Annotated in this window: 13 protein-coding genes; 3 read left to right on the top strand and 10 right to left on the bottom strand. The window is 73.5% G+C overall.

The genetic code is table 11. From position 1 onward, the window contains the following. Positions 1 to 126: 126 nt before the first annotated feature. From amaB to AOK22_RS02385, 5 genes are all read right to left on the bottom strand, one after another. Positions 127 to 1,656, bottom strand: coding sequence for an L-piperidine-6-carboxylate dehydrogenase (gene amaB / locus AOK22_RS02405; protein WP_055696846.1), 1,530 nt, complete (start codon positions 1,654 to 1,656; stop codon positions 127 to 129). Beyond that, positions 1,653 to 3,041, bottom strand: coding sequence for a 2-oxoadipate dioxygenase/decarboxylase (gene hglS / locus AOK22_RS02400; RefSeq protein WP_055696845.1), 1,389 nt, complete (start codon positions 3,039 to 3,041; stop codon positions 1,653 to 1,655). Before hglS ends, amaB begins: the two co-directional genes overlap by 4 nt. A 42-nt stretch (positions 3,042 to 3,083) precedes the next feature. Beyond that, positions 3,084 to 4,283: an NAD(P)/FAD-dependent oxidoreductase gene (locus AOK22_RS02395; protein WP_079036281.1), complete on the bottom strand. Its 1,200-nt coding sequence runs from the start codon at positions 4,281 to 4,283 to the stop codon at positions 3,084 to 3,086. A gap of 140 nt (positions 4,284 to 4,423) precedes the next feature. Then, positions 4,424 to 5,398: a hypothetical protein gene (locus AOK22_RS02390; RefSeq protein WP_055696844.1), complete on the bottom strand. Its 975-nt coding sequence runs from the start codon at positions 5,396 to 5,398 to the stop codon at positions 4,424 to 4,426. Between the two features lie 196 nt (positions 5,399 to 5,594). Beyond that, the gene (locus AOK22_RS02385) at positions 5,595 to 7,022 is read right to left on the bottom strand and encodes a helix-turn-helix domain-containing protein (protein ID WP_079036280.1); all 1,428 of its coding nucleotides are present in this window, start codon (positions 7,020 to 7,022) and stop codon (positions 5,595 to 5,597) included. A gap of 154 nt (positions 7,023 to 7,176) precedes the next feature. Here AOK22_RS02385 and AOK22_RS02380 point away from each other — a divergent pair, with 154 nt between their 5' ends. Further along, positions 7,177 to 8,502, top strand: a complete 1,326-nt coding sequence (locus tag AOK22_RS02380; protein ID WP_079036279.1) for a M64 family metallopeptidase — start codon at positions 7,177 to 7,179, stop codon at positions 8,500 to 8,502. On the opposite strand, the gene AOK22_RS02375 is transcribed toward AOK22_RS02380, so the two are convergent. Continuing rightward, positions 8,480 to 9,520, bottom strand: coding sequence for a LacI family DNA-binding transcriptional regulator (locus AOK22_RS02375; protein WP_244164672.1), 1,041 nt, complete (start codon positions 9,518 to 9,520; stop codon positions 8,480 to 8,482). The genes AOK22_RS02380 and AOK22_RS02375 overlap by 23 nt on opposite strands. 314 nt (positions 9,521 to 9,834) lie before the next feature. Between AOK22_RS02375 and uriH the strand changes: the two genes are divergently transcribed. Next, complete coding sequence (gene uriH, locus AOK22_RS02370) at positions 9,835 to 10,782, top strand: uridine-preferring nucleoside hydrolase UriH (RefSeq protein WP_055696841.1); 948 nt, start codon at positions 9,835 to 9,837, stop codon at positions 10,780 to 10,782. After that, complete coding sequence (gene uriT, locus AOK22_RS02365) at positions 10,779 to 12,230, top strand: uridine transporter UriT (RefSeq protein ID WP_055696840.1); 1,452 nt, start codon at positions 10,779 to 10,781, stop codon at positions 12,228 to 12,230. The genes uriH and uriT overlap by 4 nt, the downstream gene beginning before the upstream one ends. 51 nt (positions 12,231 to 12,281) lie before the next feature. Here the strand turns inward: uriT and AOK22_RS02360 are convergent, their stop codons facing one another. The 4 genes from AOK22_RS02360 to AOK22_RS02345 are packed head-to-tail and all read right to left on the bottom strand — an operon-like array spanning position 12,282 to position 15,751. After that, on the bottom strand, positions 12,282 to 13,382 hold the full coding sequence (locus tag AOK22_RS02360; RefSeq protein WP_055696839.1) for an HAD-IIIC family phosphatase: 1,101 nt from the start codon (positions 13,380 to 13,382) through the stop codon (positions 12,282 to 12,284). A gap of 20 nt (positions 13,383 to 13,402) precedes the next feature. After that, on the bottom strand, positions 13,403 to 14,380 hold the full coding sequence (locus tag AOK22_RS02355) for a 3-oxoacyl-[acyl-carrier-protein] synthase III C-terminal domain-containing protein (protein ID WP_055696838.1): 978 nt from the start codon (positions 14,378 to 14,380) through the stop codon (positions 13,403 to 13,405). After that, positions 14,377 to 15,477 (bottom strand): acyl-CoA dehydrogenase family protein, encoded by a 1,101-nt coding sequence (locus tag AOK22_RS02350; protein WP_055696837.1) that lies wholly within the window; start codon positions 15,475 to 15,477, stop codon positions 14,377 to 14,379. Before AOK22_RS02350 ends, AOK22_RS02355 begins: the two co-directional genes overlap by 4 nt. After that, a complete protein-coding gene (locus AOK22_RS02345; RefSeq protein ID WP_055696836.1) occupies positions 15,470 to 15,751 on the bottom strand; it encodes an acyl carrier protein in 282 nt (93 codons plus the stop codon). The genes AOK22_RS02350 and AOK22_RS02345 overlap by 8 nt, the downstream gene beginning before the upstream one ends. Positions 15,752 to 15,763: the final 12 nt, after the last annotated feature.

Genomic DNA, 15,763 nt, shown 5'->3' with positions numbered 1-15,763 from the left:
CTGACCCCACCACGCTAGGCAGCGTTCCTCGGCCTCGCCACCGCACCGGACCCCACCTGCTCCGAGGAACCGGCCCCCGCCTGCCCCAGCGGAGCCCCGTATCAGGGGAGCCGGAGCCCGCCCGCCTCAGAGAAAGCTGACGTTCTGCGCCAGGGAGAGGCGGCTCGCATAGTTGATGGTGTTCGTGGCCGATCGCATGTAGGACCGCCATGCGTCCGAGCCGGACTCCCGGCCGCCGCCCGTGTCCTTCTCGCCGCCGAACGCGCCGCCGATCTCCGCGCCCGACGTGCCGATGTTCACGTTGGCGATGCCGCAGTCGGAGCCCTCGGTGGACAGGAACCGTTCCGCCTCCTGCTGGTCGCGCGTGAAGATGCTCGACGACAGGCCCTGGGGCACGTCGTTGTGGAGGGCGATCGCCTCGTCGAAGGTGTCGTACGTCAGGACGTACAGGAGGGGCGCGAACGTCTCCTCGCGCACCACGTCGGTCTGCTGGTCGACGCGGACCACGGCCGGTTCGACGTACGCGGCGTGCGGTGCCGTCTCGACCGCGCGGCGGGCGCCTCCCGCGAGCAGCGTGCCGCCCTCGTCGCGCACGCGGGACAGCGCGCCGCGCATGCGCTCCAGGGCCTGGGCGGAGATCAGCGGCCCGACGAGCGTGGCCCGGTCGAAGGGGTCGCCGATGGGCAGCTTCTGGTAGGCGGCGGTGAGCCGCTCGACGAGCGTGTCGGCGACGTCCCGGTGCACGATGAGGCGCCGCAGCGTCGTGCAGCGCTGCCCGGCCGTGCCGACCGCGGAGAACACGATCCCCTGCACGGCGAGGTCCAGGTCGGCGGAGGGGGCGATGACCGCGGCGTTGTTGCCGCCCAGCTCCAGCAGGGAGCGCCCGAAGCGGGCGGCGACGCGCGGGCCCACCTCGCGCCCCATCCGGGTCGACCCGGTGGCGCTGACCAGCGCGATGCGCGGGTCGTCGACCAGACGTTCCCCGACGGCGCGGCCGCCGAGCAGCAGCCGGTGCACGTCGCGGGGCGCGCCCACGTCGTCGACGGCCCTGGCCAGCAGCCGGTCGCAGGCCAGCGAGACGAGCGGGGTCAGCTCGGACGGCTTCCACACGACGGTGTCGCCGCAGACCAGGGCGACGGCGGTGTTCCACGACCAGACGGCCGCGGGGAAGTTGAACGCGGAGATGACGCCGACGACGCCGAGCGGATGCCAGGTCTCCGCGAGCCGGTGCCCGGGGCGCTCCGAGGCGATGGTGCGTCCGTACAGCTGGCGGGAGAGACCGACGGCGAAGTCGCAGATGTCGATCATCTCCTGGACCTCGCCGAGCGCCTCGGAGCGGATCTTGCCCGCCTCGATGGTGATCAGGTCGGCCAGGTCCTCCTGGTGCACGCGCAGCAACTCGCCGAGGCGCCGCACGAGTTCACCGCGGCGCGGCGCCGGGGTGGTGCGCCAGTCGAGGAAGGCCGCGCGGGCGGCGGCCAGTGCCTCCTCCGTCTCGGCGTGGCCCGCCGCGGCCAGGCCGAAGAGGTACTCGCCGGTGACCGGCGTGCGCGCCGACAGGCCGCCGCCCTCGGGGACGGCGGCGCCGACGCGGTCGAGCGCGGCGCGGGCGCGGGTGCGCAGCGCGTCGGTGGTGGGCAGGACGATGCCGGTCATGACACTCCCTGGGGGCGTAGTGCGCGGGGGACCAGTGCGAGTGAGCGGTCCCGCTGCCGCTCGTACAGCGTGAAGGGGTCGAGCACCTGACGGTCCAGCGCTCCGGAGAGCCGGTCGGCGTCGTACGAGCCGCCCTCCTGGGCACCGTTCCTGGAGCCGGCGTCGCCGAGGTTGGACCGGAAGATGCCGGCGGCGGACCGGGGCAGGAAGTCCTCGTACACGATCGGCTCGGCCCGCACCCAGCCCCCGTCGAGCAGCCCGCCGAGGTCGGCGGGCGGACGCGCGCCGTCGCGGGGACGGCCGGGCACGGCGTGGTAGGTGAAGAACCCGAGTCCCCGCACGGCGAGATCGCGCTCGGTCGGCGGCAGATGCTCGGCCCACACCTCCCGCGCGACGTCGGCGCGCCGGGCCGCCGTGAGGTGCGCGGTCCGCTCGTCGACGAGGCCGAGCATGAGGTCGTAGAGGGCGCGGCCCTCGCGGGTCAGCGCGATGCCGCGGGCCTCGACCTCGCCGAAGCGGACCCGCAGCGTGCCACGGGTGACGGTGCCGTCCGCGTCGCGCAGGGCCCGGGGCTCGGCGAGCGCGCGGAAGGAGGTCTGGCGCAGCAGGACGTCGGGGCCCGGCCAGCGGGGCGGCCCCTGAATGGTGTCGATCATCTCGATGCCGCGCTCGGTCATCCGCCGGTACAGCTCGTCGATGTCCAGGACGCGCGGCGTGAGGTGGTTGATGTGGGTGCCGCGTACGCCGCCGACGTCCGCGGCGACGGCGGAGACCCGCTCCAGGGCGGCGTACCACTCCCGGTCGATGGGCGCGGTGGACAACGCGAAGGACCGCACGGCCAGGTCGAGGAAGCGCTCGGCGTCCGCGTCGGGCAGCTCCCCCTCCGCCTCGGCGCGGTCGGCCAGGGCGAGCAGCTCCGGCGGGTACAGCTCGCGCCCGGCGAGGAACGCGGTCAGCCGCGCGCGCAGGTCCGCGTCGAAGAAGCGGCGGTCGTCGACGGTCAGCAGGGAGGTGAAGACGCGGAACGGATTGCGGGCCAGCTCGTCCTCGGCCACGGGCCTGAACGCCGTCGACACGACGGGCAGCGCGCTGGAAGGGGTGTCGCGCAGGTCGTAGAAGCCGACCGGGCGCATGCCGAGGGCACCGAACACCCGTGCCGTCTGCCGGAGTTCCTCCGGCGTGCCGACCCTGATGGCGCCGTGCCGCTCGGCGGTGACACGGCCGATGGAGCCGAGGCGTTCGGCGTCGGCGCCCCGCTTGCGCAGCACGTCCTCGTTGACCTCGTGCGCGACGTCCACCAGCGTGGTGTACGCGGGGACCTCGCGCCCGTACATCCGGGAGAGCCGCGCGGCGAACGCGGCCCGCAGCCGCCACTGCCCGATCATCGGCACGCCGTCCTTTCGGTGCGGGATGAACTCGCCTACAGGTCAGACCACATGGGCTTCCGGGCGCTTCGCCGACCCGGCGCGGAAGCGGTCCGCGCCGAGCGGGGCGACGTCGACGCACGGCCGCCGCCCCAGGTGCAGATCGCGCACGATCTCGCCGACCGCGGGTGCCTGGAGGAACCCGTGCCCGGAGAATCCCGTCGCGTAGAGGAAGTTGACCGCGGTGGCGGCACGGCCGATGAGCGCGTTGTGGTCCGGCGTGACCTCGTAGAGACCGGCCCAGCCGCCGGACGTCTCCATGTCGGCCAGGGCGGGGGCCCGTTGCCGGGCGACCGCGCGGAACAGGTCCAGCCAGTGGGGCGTCCACGTGGTGTCGAAGCCCTCGGCCTCGGCGGGGTCGGCGAGGCCGAACAGCAGCCCGTCGTCGCTGTTGTGGAAGTACGCCGACGAGGCGAAGTCGATGGTGAAGGGGATGCGCGGCGCGGCGGGCACCAGCGGGACGGTGAAGGCGAGTTGGCGCCGCAGCGGACGCACCGGCAGGTCGACGCCGGCCAGGGCGCCGATCCGCGCCGACCACGCCCCGGCGGCGCAGACGACCGTCGAGCAGGCGATCGGCCCGCGGTCGGTGTGGACGACGGTGACGCGGTCGCCGGCGGTGTCCATGCCGGTGACCGCGGTGCGCGGGGCGAACACGACGCCGGCTCGCGCGGCGGCGCGCGCGTAGCCGTGGACGACGAGGGCGGGGCGCGCATGGCCGTCGGCGGGGCAGTGGGCGGCGGCCACCAGCCCGTCGGTGTCGAGGTAGGGGCACAGGGCACGGGCCTCGCGGGGGCCGATCATGCGGCTGGGGACACCGAGACGGTTCTGCGTCCGGACGCTCTCCTCGAACTCCGCCGCCTGCCGGGCGCCGGTCAGCAGGAAGAGATAGCCGACGGTGTCGAGCCCGATGTCCGCGCCGGGGCGGACCGGGAAGTCCTCGAAGGCGCGCAGACTCCGCAGGCCGAGTTCGATGTTGAGCGGATCGGAGAACTGTGCCCGCACTCCGCCGATCGGCTTTCCGGAGCTGCCGCCGCCCAGCTCGCCGCGCTCGACGACGACGATGTCGCGCACGCCCGCCTCGGCGAGGTGGAAGGCGATGCTCGTGCCCATCACCCCGCCGCCGATGATCACGACGTCGGCGGTGGCGGGGAGGGCGCTGTACACGGAGGCGTTCGGCTGCGGCGGCGACGGTGCGGGGGCCAAGTGGCCGCTCCCTTCCAGGCGTCGGCCCGGCTGTCAAGGGCGTGACGGAGAACGCGAACAGCTGTCCGTCCGCCATGGTGCAGCACCCCGCCCTCCGGCGTCCATGTGCCGGCACCTGCGACGATCCCGGCCCGGCCGGATCAGCGCGGTGCCGGGGCGGCGGGCGAGGGGACCGCCACGGGCGTCCGATCCGCACCGCCCGCACCCTCGGCGATCCCGCCACGGCGCCGTCGCTTCCCCGCCCACCGCAGCACGGCGAACCCGGCGATCGCGACGAGCAGATACACCGGTACGAGCAGCTCCACGTCCGGCGACGACGTCGCCACGGCCCAGCCCGTGTCCCGCGTCCTGCCGTCGAACGCGATGCGGTTGACGGTCAGGAAGGCCAGGTGGGCGCCGATGCCCGCGCACAGCGGCGCGCGACGCAGCGCGGTGCGGGCCGAGACGAGCATCAGGCCGAAAACGGTCAGCAGGATCAGGTAGTCGACGGGGTTCCCGCCGCCCGGCGCGAGACCCACCGGGTCGGCCTTCTCGCCCACGAGCCGCGAGACAGCGGCCCCCACCACCGTCGAGAGTCCCGGGACGACCAGGAACACCGCCGTCGTGCCGAGCGCCGAGACGAGACCGCCGAACCGGCCCCGCAGCGCCGACCAGGTGCAGCCGCGCAGCGTCGTCTCCTCGGGCAGGGCCTCCAGGAGCAGCGCGACCACGCCGTTGGCCACCAGGAACCCGGCGAGCGCGGGCAGATCGGGGCGCGACCAGCGCAGCAGTCCCGCCGCCGTGCCCGCGCCGAGCACCAGCGCCGCGGCGGCCGTCGTCACGCCCGCCCCGACGAGCAGGGACCGCAGGTTCTCGCCCGCGCCCCCGAACCCGAGGTCCTTCAGGGAGCCGCCCCGGCGGCGCAGCGCGAGCACGACGAGCGGCACGGCCAGCACACTGACGAGCGCGGCCGGGATCAGCCGGGCCGCGAACCCGCTCACGCCCACGGCGTCGGCGATCACGGGCCCCAGCGCCGTGCCCGCACCGAGCGCCACCCCCATGACGAGACCGCCGAACAGGGCCCGGCCCAGGGCACCGAAGGCCGTGGGCGGATGGATGGTCTGCGGGCCGGTCATGTGTCACTCCTCGGTGTCGAGGGCCGCGGCAAGGGCCCTGTTCACCATCCTCGGCGCCGGCACGATCAGGGGAGTCGTAGCCGTGGAGGAGATGCCGGTACATCTTTCGATGCAGGTGCGCCGGCACGGGGACGGCGGGACGGGTGCATGCCCGGCAACGGCACCCGAGAGGAATCCGCCCGGCAGGGGACCCGGCTCACATCGGGGGAGTGGCGGGCGCCGGACCCAGGGTGGTCGTGCCGGGTGCGGCCCGGTGCCCGAGGCCCGTGCGGTACGCGTCCATCGCGGCCTCCACCCGCCCGGTGCGGCGCAGGAGGTCGCCCAGCAGACGGCACAGGTCCGCCAAGTCGCCGGCCGCGCTGGAGCGTTCGAGCAGGGACAGCGCGGCGCAGTAGTGTTCCTCGGCCTGCTCGGTGTCGCCCCGTTCCTCCGCGATGAGACCGAGCAGCCGGTGCGCCCCGCCCGCGTGCACCGCGCCGCGCCCGGCGCCGAGGGGCCCGGTGCCCTGATCGGTGCCCTGCGCGAGCAGCGGCCGCAGCAGCGCCTGGGCCTCGTCGGTCTTGCCGCGCCGCCGCAGCACGTCCGCGAGCTCGACCTCGACCTGTTCGGTGAAGAGGGCGGCCCGCTTGGAGGCGAGGATGTCGCGGGCGGTGCGCAGCTCGCTCTCGGCCTGCTCCAGGTCGCCGTCCTGGGCGTGCACGTACCCCCGCATCCAGTGGCAGTGCGCGAGTTCGGTGCGGATGTGCAGCTGGCGGTAGAGGTCCTGCGCCTTGGCGAGCGACGCGTCGGCCTCGGCGATGCGGCCCTCGGCGATGAGCGTGCGGGCCACCCCGCGGTGCATGCCCGCGACCAGCGCCGGATCGCCGACGCCCGGCGCGAGCGCGAGCGCCAGCTCGGCGGCGTGCGCTGCCCGCGCGTGCGCGCCCATGTCCATGTACGGCGCGATGGACGCGGTGTAGAGGAGCAGCAGGGCCTCGGGGTCGTGCAGCCCCGACGCGTTGAGCTCGTCGAGGGCGCTCTCCAGCAGGTAGCAGGCGTAACGGAGTTCGCCGGTGAGCAGATGGGCGGTGGCGCGGCCGCGGATCGCGGGGACCCGGCGCGGCAGCGGCTCGTCGGCCAGGAGCCGCTCGACGGAGGCGAAGCAGTCGCGGGCGCCTGTCAGGTCGCCGGACTCCAGCAGGCAGTCGCCGAGGCCGAGGAGCGCGGCGGCCTCCTCTTCGGCGAGGTCGTGGCGGACCGCCTCCTCGTGGAGCGCGCGGAAGAGCGCCGCCGCGTCCTCGGGCGCGCCGGTGGCCAGGGCGCGCCGGGCGTCGGTGAGCCGCAGGCGCAGCCCGGCCGCCAGATGCGCGGGGCGGCCCGTGACCAGCTCTTCGTAGGTGACGTCGAGGCGTTCGGCGAGGTGTCGGAGCGCGGCCTCCGAGGGGCGTACCTTGCCCGACTCCAGCGTGGAGACATAGGCGGGCGTGTAGGCGGGTTCGGCCAGCTGGCGCTGGGTGAGGCCCCGTTCGCCGCGCAACCGCAGGACACGGCGGCCGATCTCGGCCGGGTCGTCGGGGCGTACGCCGTCTCCGGAAACGTTCTGCGTCACTGCTGCCCCTCCGTACGTCCCACCACGCCGTGCCATGCCGCTGCCGCCCGCCGGGGACGGCGTGAACTCGCCTGCCCCAGAGGTGACTTGACGCACACCCATTGCCTGAAGTCCCAGGAACCCCTACGTTGAGCCGCGCCTTAACCCTGCTTAATCCGCCATTTATATCGCGGACTTCGGAAGGAAGCCCATGCCCCCCACGCAGCACATACCCGGCCGTGCCAGACGCACTCCGCTGCGCATCGCCCTCGCCACCGGCATCGCGCTCACCGCGGCGCTCGCCGCCACCGCGCCGGCCGCCACGGCGGATCCGGCGCCGGACGCCGAAGGGACGCAGCGCGTCGAGTACTTCACCGGCCCCGGCGGCCATCCCCGGCACACCGAGGTCCCGGCCCCGAAGCCGCTCGCCCCGAAGGAGCAGGCGAAGATCAAGGGCGACGGCGACGTCGTCCCGATCGTGGAGGCGGGCCCGACCGCGAGCAAGCTCGACGTGGTCTTCATCGGTGACGGCTACACCGCGTCCCAGCAGGAGGACTTCCACGCCGACGTGCGCGCGAAGTGGGGCAAGATCTCCGCCGTCGAGCCGTACGCCTCGTACAAGGACCTCTTCAACGTCTGGGCCGTCGACGCGGTCTCGCGCGAGTCCGGCGTCTCCGGCGACCCGACGAGCGGCACCGTCAAGGACACCGCCCTCGGCTCGGCGTTCTTCTGCGACGGCATCGAGCGTCTGCTGTGCGTCGACACCAACAAGGTCGAGTCGTACGCGTCGAAGGCCGCGGACCCCGACCTCGTCATCGTCCTGTCGAACTCGACCAAGTACGGCGGCGCGGGCTACAACGACATCACCTCGCCGTCCGGCTACGACGGCATCGCCACCGCGTCCTCCGACCACGCCCAGTCCGACCAGGTCGCCGTCCACGAGACCGGCCACTCGCTGGGCAAGCTGGCCGACGAGTACTGGTACGACGAGTACGGCACCTACACGGGCGCCGAGCCGTGGGAGGCCAACACCAGCAAGCTCACGGCCGACCAGCTCGTCGCACAGCAGAAGAAGTGGTACCGCTGGGTCGGCCGGCCTTCGCCGGACGGCGGCACGGTCGGGGCGTACGAGGGCGGCGGCTACTACCCGCGCGGGCTCTACCGGCCCACCGCGGACTCGATCATGCGCACGCTCGGCCGTGAGTTCAATCTGCCGGGTCGCGAGGCCATGATCGCGGGCTTCCACCGGCACGCGTCCGTCGTCACGGCGGTCACGCCCACGGACCGCGCCGTGCGGCGCGGCGCCGAGATCGGTGTGCGGGCGGCGGACGGCGTCCGGCTGCGCTGGAGCGTCGACGGGCGCCAGGTCCGGCGGGCCGAGGACCGGAGCGCCGTGACGCCGCGCGCCCTCGGGGTACCGGCCGACGGCCGCGCGCACACGGTGTCGGTCCGCGCCACGGACCCGACGAAGAAGGTCCGCGACCCTCGGCTGCGCGCGCTCCTCACGGACACGCTCACCTGGCGCGTGACGCGCTGACCTCCTGAGAGGCCGTCGGCCCGGCCGTGCCCTCCGGCGGGCCGGCGACCGCGCTCGACTCGCGTACGACCAGCTCGGGCGCGAGTCGTATCGCGCGCTGCGGGCCGTCGGAGGCGCCCGAGAGGCGGGCGTCGAGGAGGCGGGCGGCCTCGGCGGCCAGCTCGGCCACCGGCTGGCGGACCGTGGTGACGCCCGGCGCGGAGAGCGCCGCCATCGGGATGTCGTCGAACCCGGTCACGGCGACCTCGTCCGGCACGGCCGCGCCGAGCTGCTGCAGCCGCTGCAGCGCACCGATGGCGATGAGGTCGTTGGCGCAGACCAGGGCGTCGGGCCGGGCGGTCCACGCCTCGTCGACCGCGGCCCGCCCCCACGCCACGGAGAAGTCGCCGAGGAACACGCGGTCCGGCGCCTTTGGGTCGAGCGCACCGGCCCCGGCGGCGTAGGCGGCGCGCCGCTCGGCCGCGGCCGAGGCCGTGCCCTTCGCCCCGAGGAAGCAGACGCGGCGCCGGCCGGTGGCCGCCAGATGGTCGAGGACGAGGGCCGTGCCCGCGGTGTTGTCGACCGCCACGGAGTCGGCGATGCCCGGTCCGCAGCCCCGGTCCATCAGGACGAGGGGCACCCGGGCCGCCGCCGCGGCCACCGCGTCCCTGCTGCGGTCCTCGTGCGCCGGGATCACCAGGAGGGCGTCCACCTGCCGGCTCAGCAGGTCGGCGATGTGCTCCGCCTCGGCCGCCGGGTCGTCGTCGCAGTCGGCGAGGAGCACGGCGCGCCCGTCGGCGTGCAGGGCGTGCGTCAACGCGCGCACAAGGGCGGGGTAGAAGGGGTTCGTGATCTGCGGCAGGACGAGCCCGACCGTGCCGGTGGAGCGGCCGCGCAGGGCGCGCGCCGCCTGGTTGGGGCGGTAGCCGAGCGCGTCGGCGGCCTCACGGACGCGCCGCGCGGTCTCCGCGCCGACGGGCCGCGTACCGGCAAGGACCCGGGAGACCGTGGCGACGGAGCAGCCGGAGACCCGGGCCACATCCCTTAGCGTTACGTCGGCCACGCCGCGCCCACCCTTCGGTACGTTTCGGCAAACGTTATCAGCGGCCCTTTCACCTCACCAGACCCTGGATCGGCGAGACCTTTAGCCTGATCCGGGAAACTATCGTCCGGTTCTGTTCCGTTTTCCGCGCAGAGCTGCCCCTGCTCCGAACCGTGTCCGTTCCGGGCGCGTTTGCCGGGGTGTGTCGTCGGCCATTGACATAATTCGCACCCGTGCACACAGTCTTGGGAGAACGTTTTCCCGAGCCCGCGCCCCGCGGCGCGGGCTCAGCCGAACAAAGAGGTTCCGCGATGCCCCGAAAGATCATCCTGGACTGCGACCCCGGGCACGACGACGCGATCGCCATGCTCCTGGCGCACGGCAACCCGGATGTCGAGCTGGTCGCCGTCACCACCGTGGTGGGCAACCAGACCCTGGAGAAGGTCACCCGCAACGCCCTGTCGGTGGCCCGCATCGCGAACATCACCGGCGTCCCCTTCGCCGCGGGCTGCCCCCGCCCCCTCGTCCGCGAGGTCGAGACCGCCCCGGACATCCACGGCGAGAGCGGCATCGACGGCCCCGTCATGCCCGAGCCGACCCTGGCCCTGGACGAGCGCCACGCCGTCGACCTCATCATCGACACCGTCATGGCCCACGAGCCCGGAGAGATCACCCTCGTCCCCACCGCGGGCCTGACCAACATCGCGCTGGCCGCCCGCAAGGAGCCCCGCATCGTCGAGCGCGTCCGCGAGGTCGTCCTCATGGGCGGCGGCTACCACACGGGCAACTGGAGCCCGGTCGCCGAGTTCAACATCAAGATCGACCCCGAGGCCGCGCACATCGTCTTCAACGAGAGCTGGCCGGTCACCATGGTCGGCCTCGACCTCACCCACCAGGCCCTCGCCACCCCCGAGGTCGTCGAGCGCATCGCCGCCGTCGGCACGAAGCCCGCCGTCTTCGTCAACGAACTCCTCGACTTCTTCGGCGCCATGTACCTGGAGGCCCAGGGCTTCGAGGCGCCGCCGGTGCACGACCCGTGCGCGGTCGCGTACGTCATCGACCCCTCCGTCATGACCGTCCGCAAGGCCCCCGTGGACATCGAGCTCACCGGCACGCTCACCCTCGGCATGACCGTCACCGACTTCCGCGCGCCCGCCCCCGACGACTGCCACACCCAGGTCGCCGTCGACCTGGACCACCAGCGCTTCTGGGACCTCGTCGTGGACGCCCTCGAACGGATCGGTGACGTCCGCGCATGAACGCCTCCTTCACCGAACCGGCCGCCGCGTCCGGCGGCCCGCACAGCTCGCGCCCGGTCCGCATCGGCGTCCTGGTCGCCGCGCTGCTCGCCGCGTGCTTCGCCTTCCAGCTCAACGCGAGCATGCTCAGCCCCGCCCTGAAGAACATCGAGGACTCGCTCGGGGCGACCTCCGCCGAGGTCGGCCTGACCCAGACCGCGTTCTTCACCTCGGCCGCGCTCTTCTCGCTCTTCCTTCCGCGCCTCGGCGACCTCGTCGGACGCCGCAAGGTGCTCGCCGGCATGCTCGCGCTGATGGTCGTCGGCTGCGTCGTCGCCGCGCTCGCCGAGAACATCCCGATGCTCTTCGCGGGCCGCGTCGTCCAGGGCGTCTCCGGACCCACCGTGCCGCTCTGCCTGATCATGCTCCGCAACGAGGTGCACGAGCCGAAGAAGTACGGCACCCTGCTCGGCGTCATCACCGCCGTCAACGGCGGCATCGCGGGCGTCGACTCCCTCGCCGGCGGCTTCCTCGCCGACCACTACGGCTTCCAGTCGGTGTTCTGGGTGATGGCCGCCGTCGCGGCCGTCGCCGCGCTCCTCGTCGCCACCCTCACCCCGGAGTCCCGGGCCGCCGACACCGACGACCGCCGCATGGACTGGCCCGGCGTCACGCTCCTGGTCGTCTCGGTCGGCGCGGCCCTCATCGCCCTGAACGAGGCCGGCAAGCTCGGCGACGCCAACTGGCCGCTGGTCGCGGGCCTGTTCGTCGTCACCGCCCTCGCCTTCGCCCTGTTCTGGCGCACCGAGGACCGCAGCAGCCACCCGCTGGTCGCCACACGGCATCTGCGCCGGCGCTCCACCTGGGCGCTGCTGCTCACCACGGTCCTCACCATGACCGGTGTGTTCGCCGTGATGAACGGCATGATCCCGGCGTTCGCCCAGGACGCGCAGGCGGGCTTCGGCATGACCGCCGAGCAGTCCGCCTGGTGGACCCTGACGCCGTACGCGCTCGCGGGCCTCGCCATGGGCCCGCTCGCCGGGCGCCTGGCCGCCACGTACGGCTACGGCCGCATCCTGCGCCTCGGTCTCGTCGGCTCCGCCGTGACCGTCGCCCTGATGCTGTTCACGCTGCACGCCGACTCGCGGCCGCTCCTGCTCGTCGCGTCGGTCCTCATCGGCGTCACCTACGCGGGTGTGGGCAACATCGTCCTCAACGGCCTCGGCATCGTGCTCTCCCCGAAGGAGAACCCGGGCTTCCTGCCCGGCCTGAACGCGGGCGCGTTCAACCTCGGCGCGGGACTCAGCTTCGCCGTCCTGTACGCCGTGCAGACCGCCGCGGCACCGGCCGACAAGACGTCGCCCGCCGGGTACACGGCCGGCATGATCGCCGGAGTCGCCCTCATCGCGGCGGCCTTCGCGACGTCCTTCCTCATCCCGAAGCCCGTGGAGGCGGAAGCCACGGACTGACCCCGCCGTCCCGGTCCGCGCCACGGCAGACCCGTGGCGCGGACCGGCGGGTCAGCCGGCGGCGGGCACCCACTCGACGGGCTCGTACGGCGAGCCGAACAGGCGGGGCGCCATCACCTTGAGGTGGCCGGGCGGATCCTGCCGGGTGGGGTCGAGGACGAGGGTCTGCACCCCGTCCGCGCTCCGGGGCGCCTCGGCGTCGGCGGCCTCGCGGAAGCCCGCGAAGCGGTAGGCGACCTCCATCATGCGGTTGCGCTCGGTGCGCCGGAACCCGGCCGTCAGCGGCACACCGGCCCGCGCCGTCTCGTCGGAGAGCCAGCGCAGCAGCGCCGCCCCCACGCCGAAGGACACCACGCGGCAGGAGGTGGCCAGGAGCTTGATGTGCCAGGTGTCCGGGCGCCGCTCCAGCAGGATCACGCCGATCGCTCCGTGCGGGCCGAAGCGGTCGGTGAGCGAGGCGACGAGCACCTCGTGCTCCTCGTCCGCGACCAGGGCGCGCAGCGCCTCGTCGGAGTAGTGCACCCCCGTCGCGTTCATCTGGCTGGTGCGCAGGGTCAGTTCCTCGACCCGGGAGATCGCCTCGTCGCCCGCGCGCTCGATCCGCAGCTCCAGGCCGAGCGAGCGCAGGAACTCCTCGTCGGACCCGGCGTGCTCGGTGCGCTCGGCCTCCCTGCGGACCCCGGCCTGGTACATCTGCCGGCGGCGGCGCGCGTCGCCGGTCACCACGGGAGGCGTGAACTCCGGCAGTCCGGGCAGGTCGAGGGCCTGCTCCGCCGTGTAGCAGCGGACCTCCGCGTGGTGGAACGCGACCTCGGCGCGCTCGGCCGGCTGGTCGTCGATGAAGGCGATGGTCTTCATCGCGAAGTTCAGTTCCTCGGCGATCGACCGGATGGACGCCGACTTGGCGCCCCAGTTGATCCGCGGCAGCACGAAGTACTCGGCGAGGCCGAGCTTCTCCAGCTGCCCCCAGGCGTGCTCGTGGTCGTTGCGGCTGGCGACCGCCTGGAGGATGCCCCGCTCGTCGAGCGCGACGATCACGTCGCGGATCCCCTCGTGGAGGACGACCTCGCCGTCCTCCACGAGCGTGCCGCGCCACAGGGTGTTGTCCAGGTCCCAGACCAGGCACTTGACGGTCGGCTGAGGTTCCGTCACCGGCTCATTCCTTCCATGGCTCACACTTCCCACAGCGTCACGGTCCAGGCGGCGACGGGGCTGTTGCTGAGCACCAGCACGTGCCGGCCGCTCGTCAGCTCACCGGAGGCGAGGAGGCGGTCCAGGTTGAGGACCACGTCCATCGGGCCGAGGTGGCCGAGCTCCGCGAGATGGGTGGCGCAGACCGGGTGGATCTCCAGGCCGAGCGTGGCCCGGTAGAACTGGAAGGCGCTGGAGGTGACGTTCTGCATGAGGGTCGCGGCCACGTCGTCCTTGCCGAGCCCCGCGTCGGCCAGGACCTGGTCGACGAGCTTGCCCAGTCGCGTACGGCTGTGCATGGCGAGCTCGAAGGAGTAGCGGTCGCTGTCCGCGCAGACCTCGCGCCACTGGGACCAGGGGTGGTGCTTGTAGTCGACCTTGAACAGGTCGTGGAAGGAGCTGTCGGCCTCCATGCGGTGCGCCTTGAGGACCGGGCGCCCGCCCTTGACCAGCGTCATCGCGAAGGCGCCGTCGCCGACCACGGTGACGGGCCGGCGCACCCGGTCGGCAGCGGTGGGACGGCTGCCGTAGGTGATCAGGACGCTCTCGCGCGACGGATCGCCGAGCAGGAGGTCGCGCCCGAGGCCCCAGGCGGCCGACGATCCGGCGCAGCCCAGGCCGTCGATGGTGAAGGGGAAGGTGCCGGTCAGGCCCGCGAGGTGCGCGATCTTCCCCGAGTCGGACCCGATGAGCACGTCCGGTGCCCGGGAGCCGATGTGCAGCAGCAGGTCGGGGGTGCCGTCCTGCCCGGCGAGGAGGGCCTCGCAGGCGCGCGCGGCGAGTTCGGTCGGCTCGGTGTCGGGGAAGACGCCGACGGACTTGATGCCGGCCTGCTCGGCGAACGCGAGCTCCTCGTCGGTCAGCCGGGCCAGTTCGGGCAGGTCCGCGACGGCGGTGCGCTCGTCCGGCAGCAGGCAGTGGATCGCGCCGATGCCCACGGCGGCGGTCTCGGTCGTCATGCCACACCCTCCAGCGCGCGTTCGGCGAGGATCAGCTGACAGATCTCCTCGCTGCCCTCGATGATCTGCATGAGCTTGGCGTCGCGGTAGGCGCGGGCCACCGCCTCGCCGTCCACCGACCCCGCGGAGGCGAGGACCTGCACCGCGGTGGACGCGGCGTGTGCCGCCTGCCCCGCGGAGACGTGCTTGGCGAGCACCGCCGCACCGGACAGCTCGGGGGACCGGGTGTCCCAGCAGCCCGCCGCGTGCTCGCACACGCGGGTCGCGGTCTGCTCGGCGACCACCAGCTCCGACAGATGACGGGCGATCAGCTGGTGCTGCGCCAGCGGCTTGCCGAACTGCTCGCGGGTACGGGCGTGGGAGGCGGCGGCCCGCAGACAGGAGCGGATGATGCCGACGCAGCCCCAGGCCACCGAGAGCCGGCCGTAGGTGAGGGCGATCGTGGTGAGCAGGGCGAGGGACTGGCTCGCGCCCGAAAGGACGCGGGACGCGGGCAGCCGTACGTCCTGGAGGAGCACGTCCGCGTGCCCGGCCGCGCGGCAGCCGAGGGGCTGGGGGACGGGCTCGACGATGACACCGGGGGCGTCGGTGGGCACCACCACGGCCGCGGCCTCGTCACGGTAGCGGCCGAAGACCACCACGACGTCGGCGTACGCGGCCGCGGTCGACCACACCTTGTGGCCGTTGAGGACCACCTCGTCGCCGTCGTCCACGATGGTGGTGGCGATCGCCGAGAGGTCGCTGCCGGCCTGCGGCTCGCTGAACGCCACGGCGGCGAGACCGCCCTGGGTGAGCCGGGCGAGCTCCTCGGTGCGCTGCCGGCGGGTGCCGAAGCGCTGGATCGTCCACGCGGCCATGCCCTGTGAGGTCATCACGCTCCGCAGCGAGCTGCACAACGCGCCCGCGTGGGCGGTGAGTTCACCGTTCTGAAGCCCCGTCAGGCCTCGGCCGCCGTACTCGGCGGGGACCTCCGCGCACAGCGCGCCCTTGGCGCCCAGGCCCCGCAGGATCTCCGGCGGGATGGCGCCGGCCAGGTCCCAGCCGGCGGCCCGGTCGCCGATCTCCGCGGTGATCAGGTCCCGGAGTTCGTCACTCACCGGCGTCGTTCCCGGCGAGCCGGAGCACGAGCTCGGTCATGGCGTTCACCGTACGGAAGTTGTCGATCTTGAGGTCGGGGCCCTCGACGGCGATGCCGAAGGTGTTCTCGACGTGGACCACCAGCTCCATCGCGAACAGCGAGGACACCCCGCCGGTGGCGAACAGGTCGGTGTCCGCCGCCCAGTCGGTCTTCGTGCGCTCGGTCAGGAACCGCTTCAGCTCGGTCTGGACGTCCTGCGCCGACAGCGGGCTGGTCGTGGTGGGATCGCTCATCTCCGCGCTTCC

It is taken from the genome of Streptomyces silaceus, assembly GCF_001419745.1.
In the GTDB taxonomy this organism is placed as follows: Bacteria; Actinomycetota; Actinomycetes; order Streptomycetales; family Streptomycetaceae; genus Streptomyces; species Streptomyces silaceus.
This window is presented reverse-complemented; position numbering and strand designations above follow the sequence as displayed.

Bases quoted from the DNA above. Each gene is read 5' to 3' on its own strand.
- hglS (WP_055696845.1), bottom strand. From the start codon at position 3,041: ATGATCGGGCAGTGGCGGCTGCGGGCCGCGTTCGCCGCGCGGCTCTCC.
- AOK22_RS02390 (WP_055696844.1), bottom strand. From the start codon at position 5,398: ATGACCGGCCCGCAGACCATCCATCCGCCCACGGCCTTCGGTGCCCTG.
- amaB (WP_055696846.1), bottom strand. From the start codon at position 1,656: ATGACCGGCATCGTCCTGCCCACCACCGACGCGCTGCGCACCCGCGCC.
- AOK22_RS02355 (WP_055696838.1), bottom strand. From the start codon at position 14,380: ATGACGACCGAGACCGCCGCCGTGGGCATCGGCGCGATCCACTGCCTG.
- AOK22_RS02345 (WP_055696836.1), bottom strand. From the start codon at position 15,751: ATGAGCGATCCCACCACGACCAGCCCGCTGTCGGCGCAGGACGTCCAG.
- uriH (WP_055696841.1), top strand. From the start codon at position 9,835: ATGCCCCGAAAGATCATCCTGGACTGCGACCCCGGGCACGACGACGCG.
- uriT (WP_055696840.1), top strand. From the start codon at position 10,779: ATGAACGCCTCCTTCACCGAACCGGCCGCCGCGTCCGGCGGCCCGCAC.
- AOK22_RS02385 (WP_079036280.1), bottom strand. From the start codon at position 7,022: ATGGCACGGCGTGGTGGGACGTACGGAGGGGCAGCAGTGACGCAGAAC.
- AOK22_RS02380 (WP_079036279.1), top strand. From the start codon at position 7,177: ATGCCCCCCACGCAGCACATACCCGGCCGTGCCAGACGCACTCCGCTG.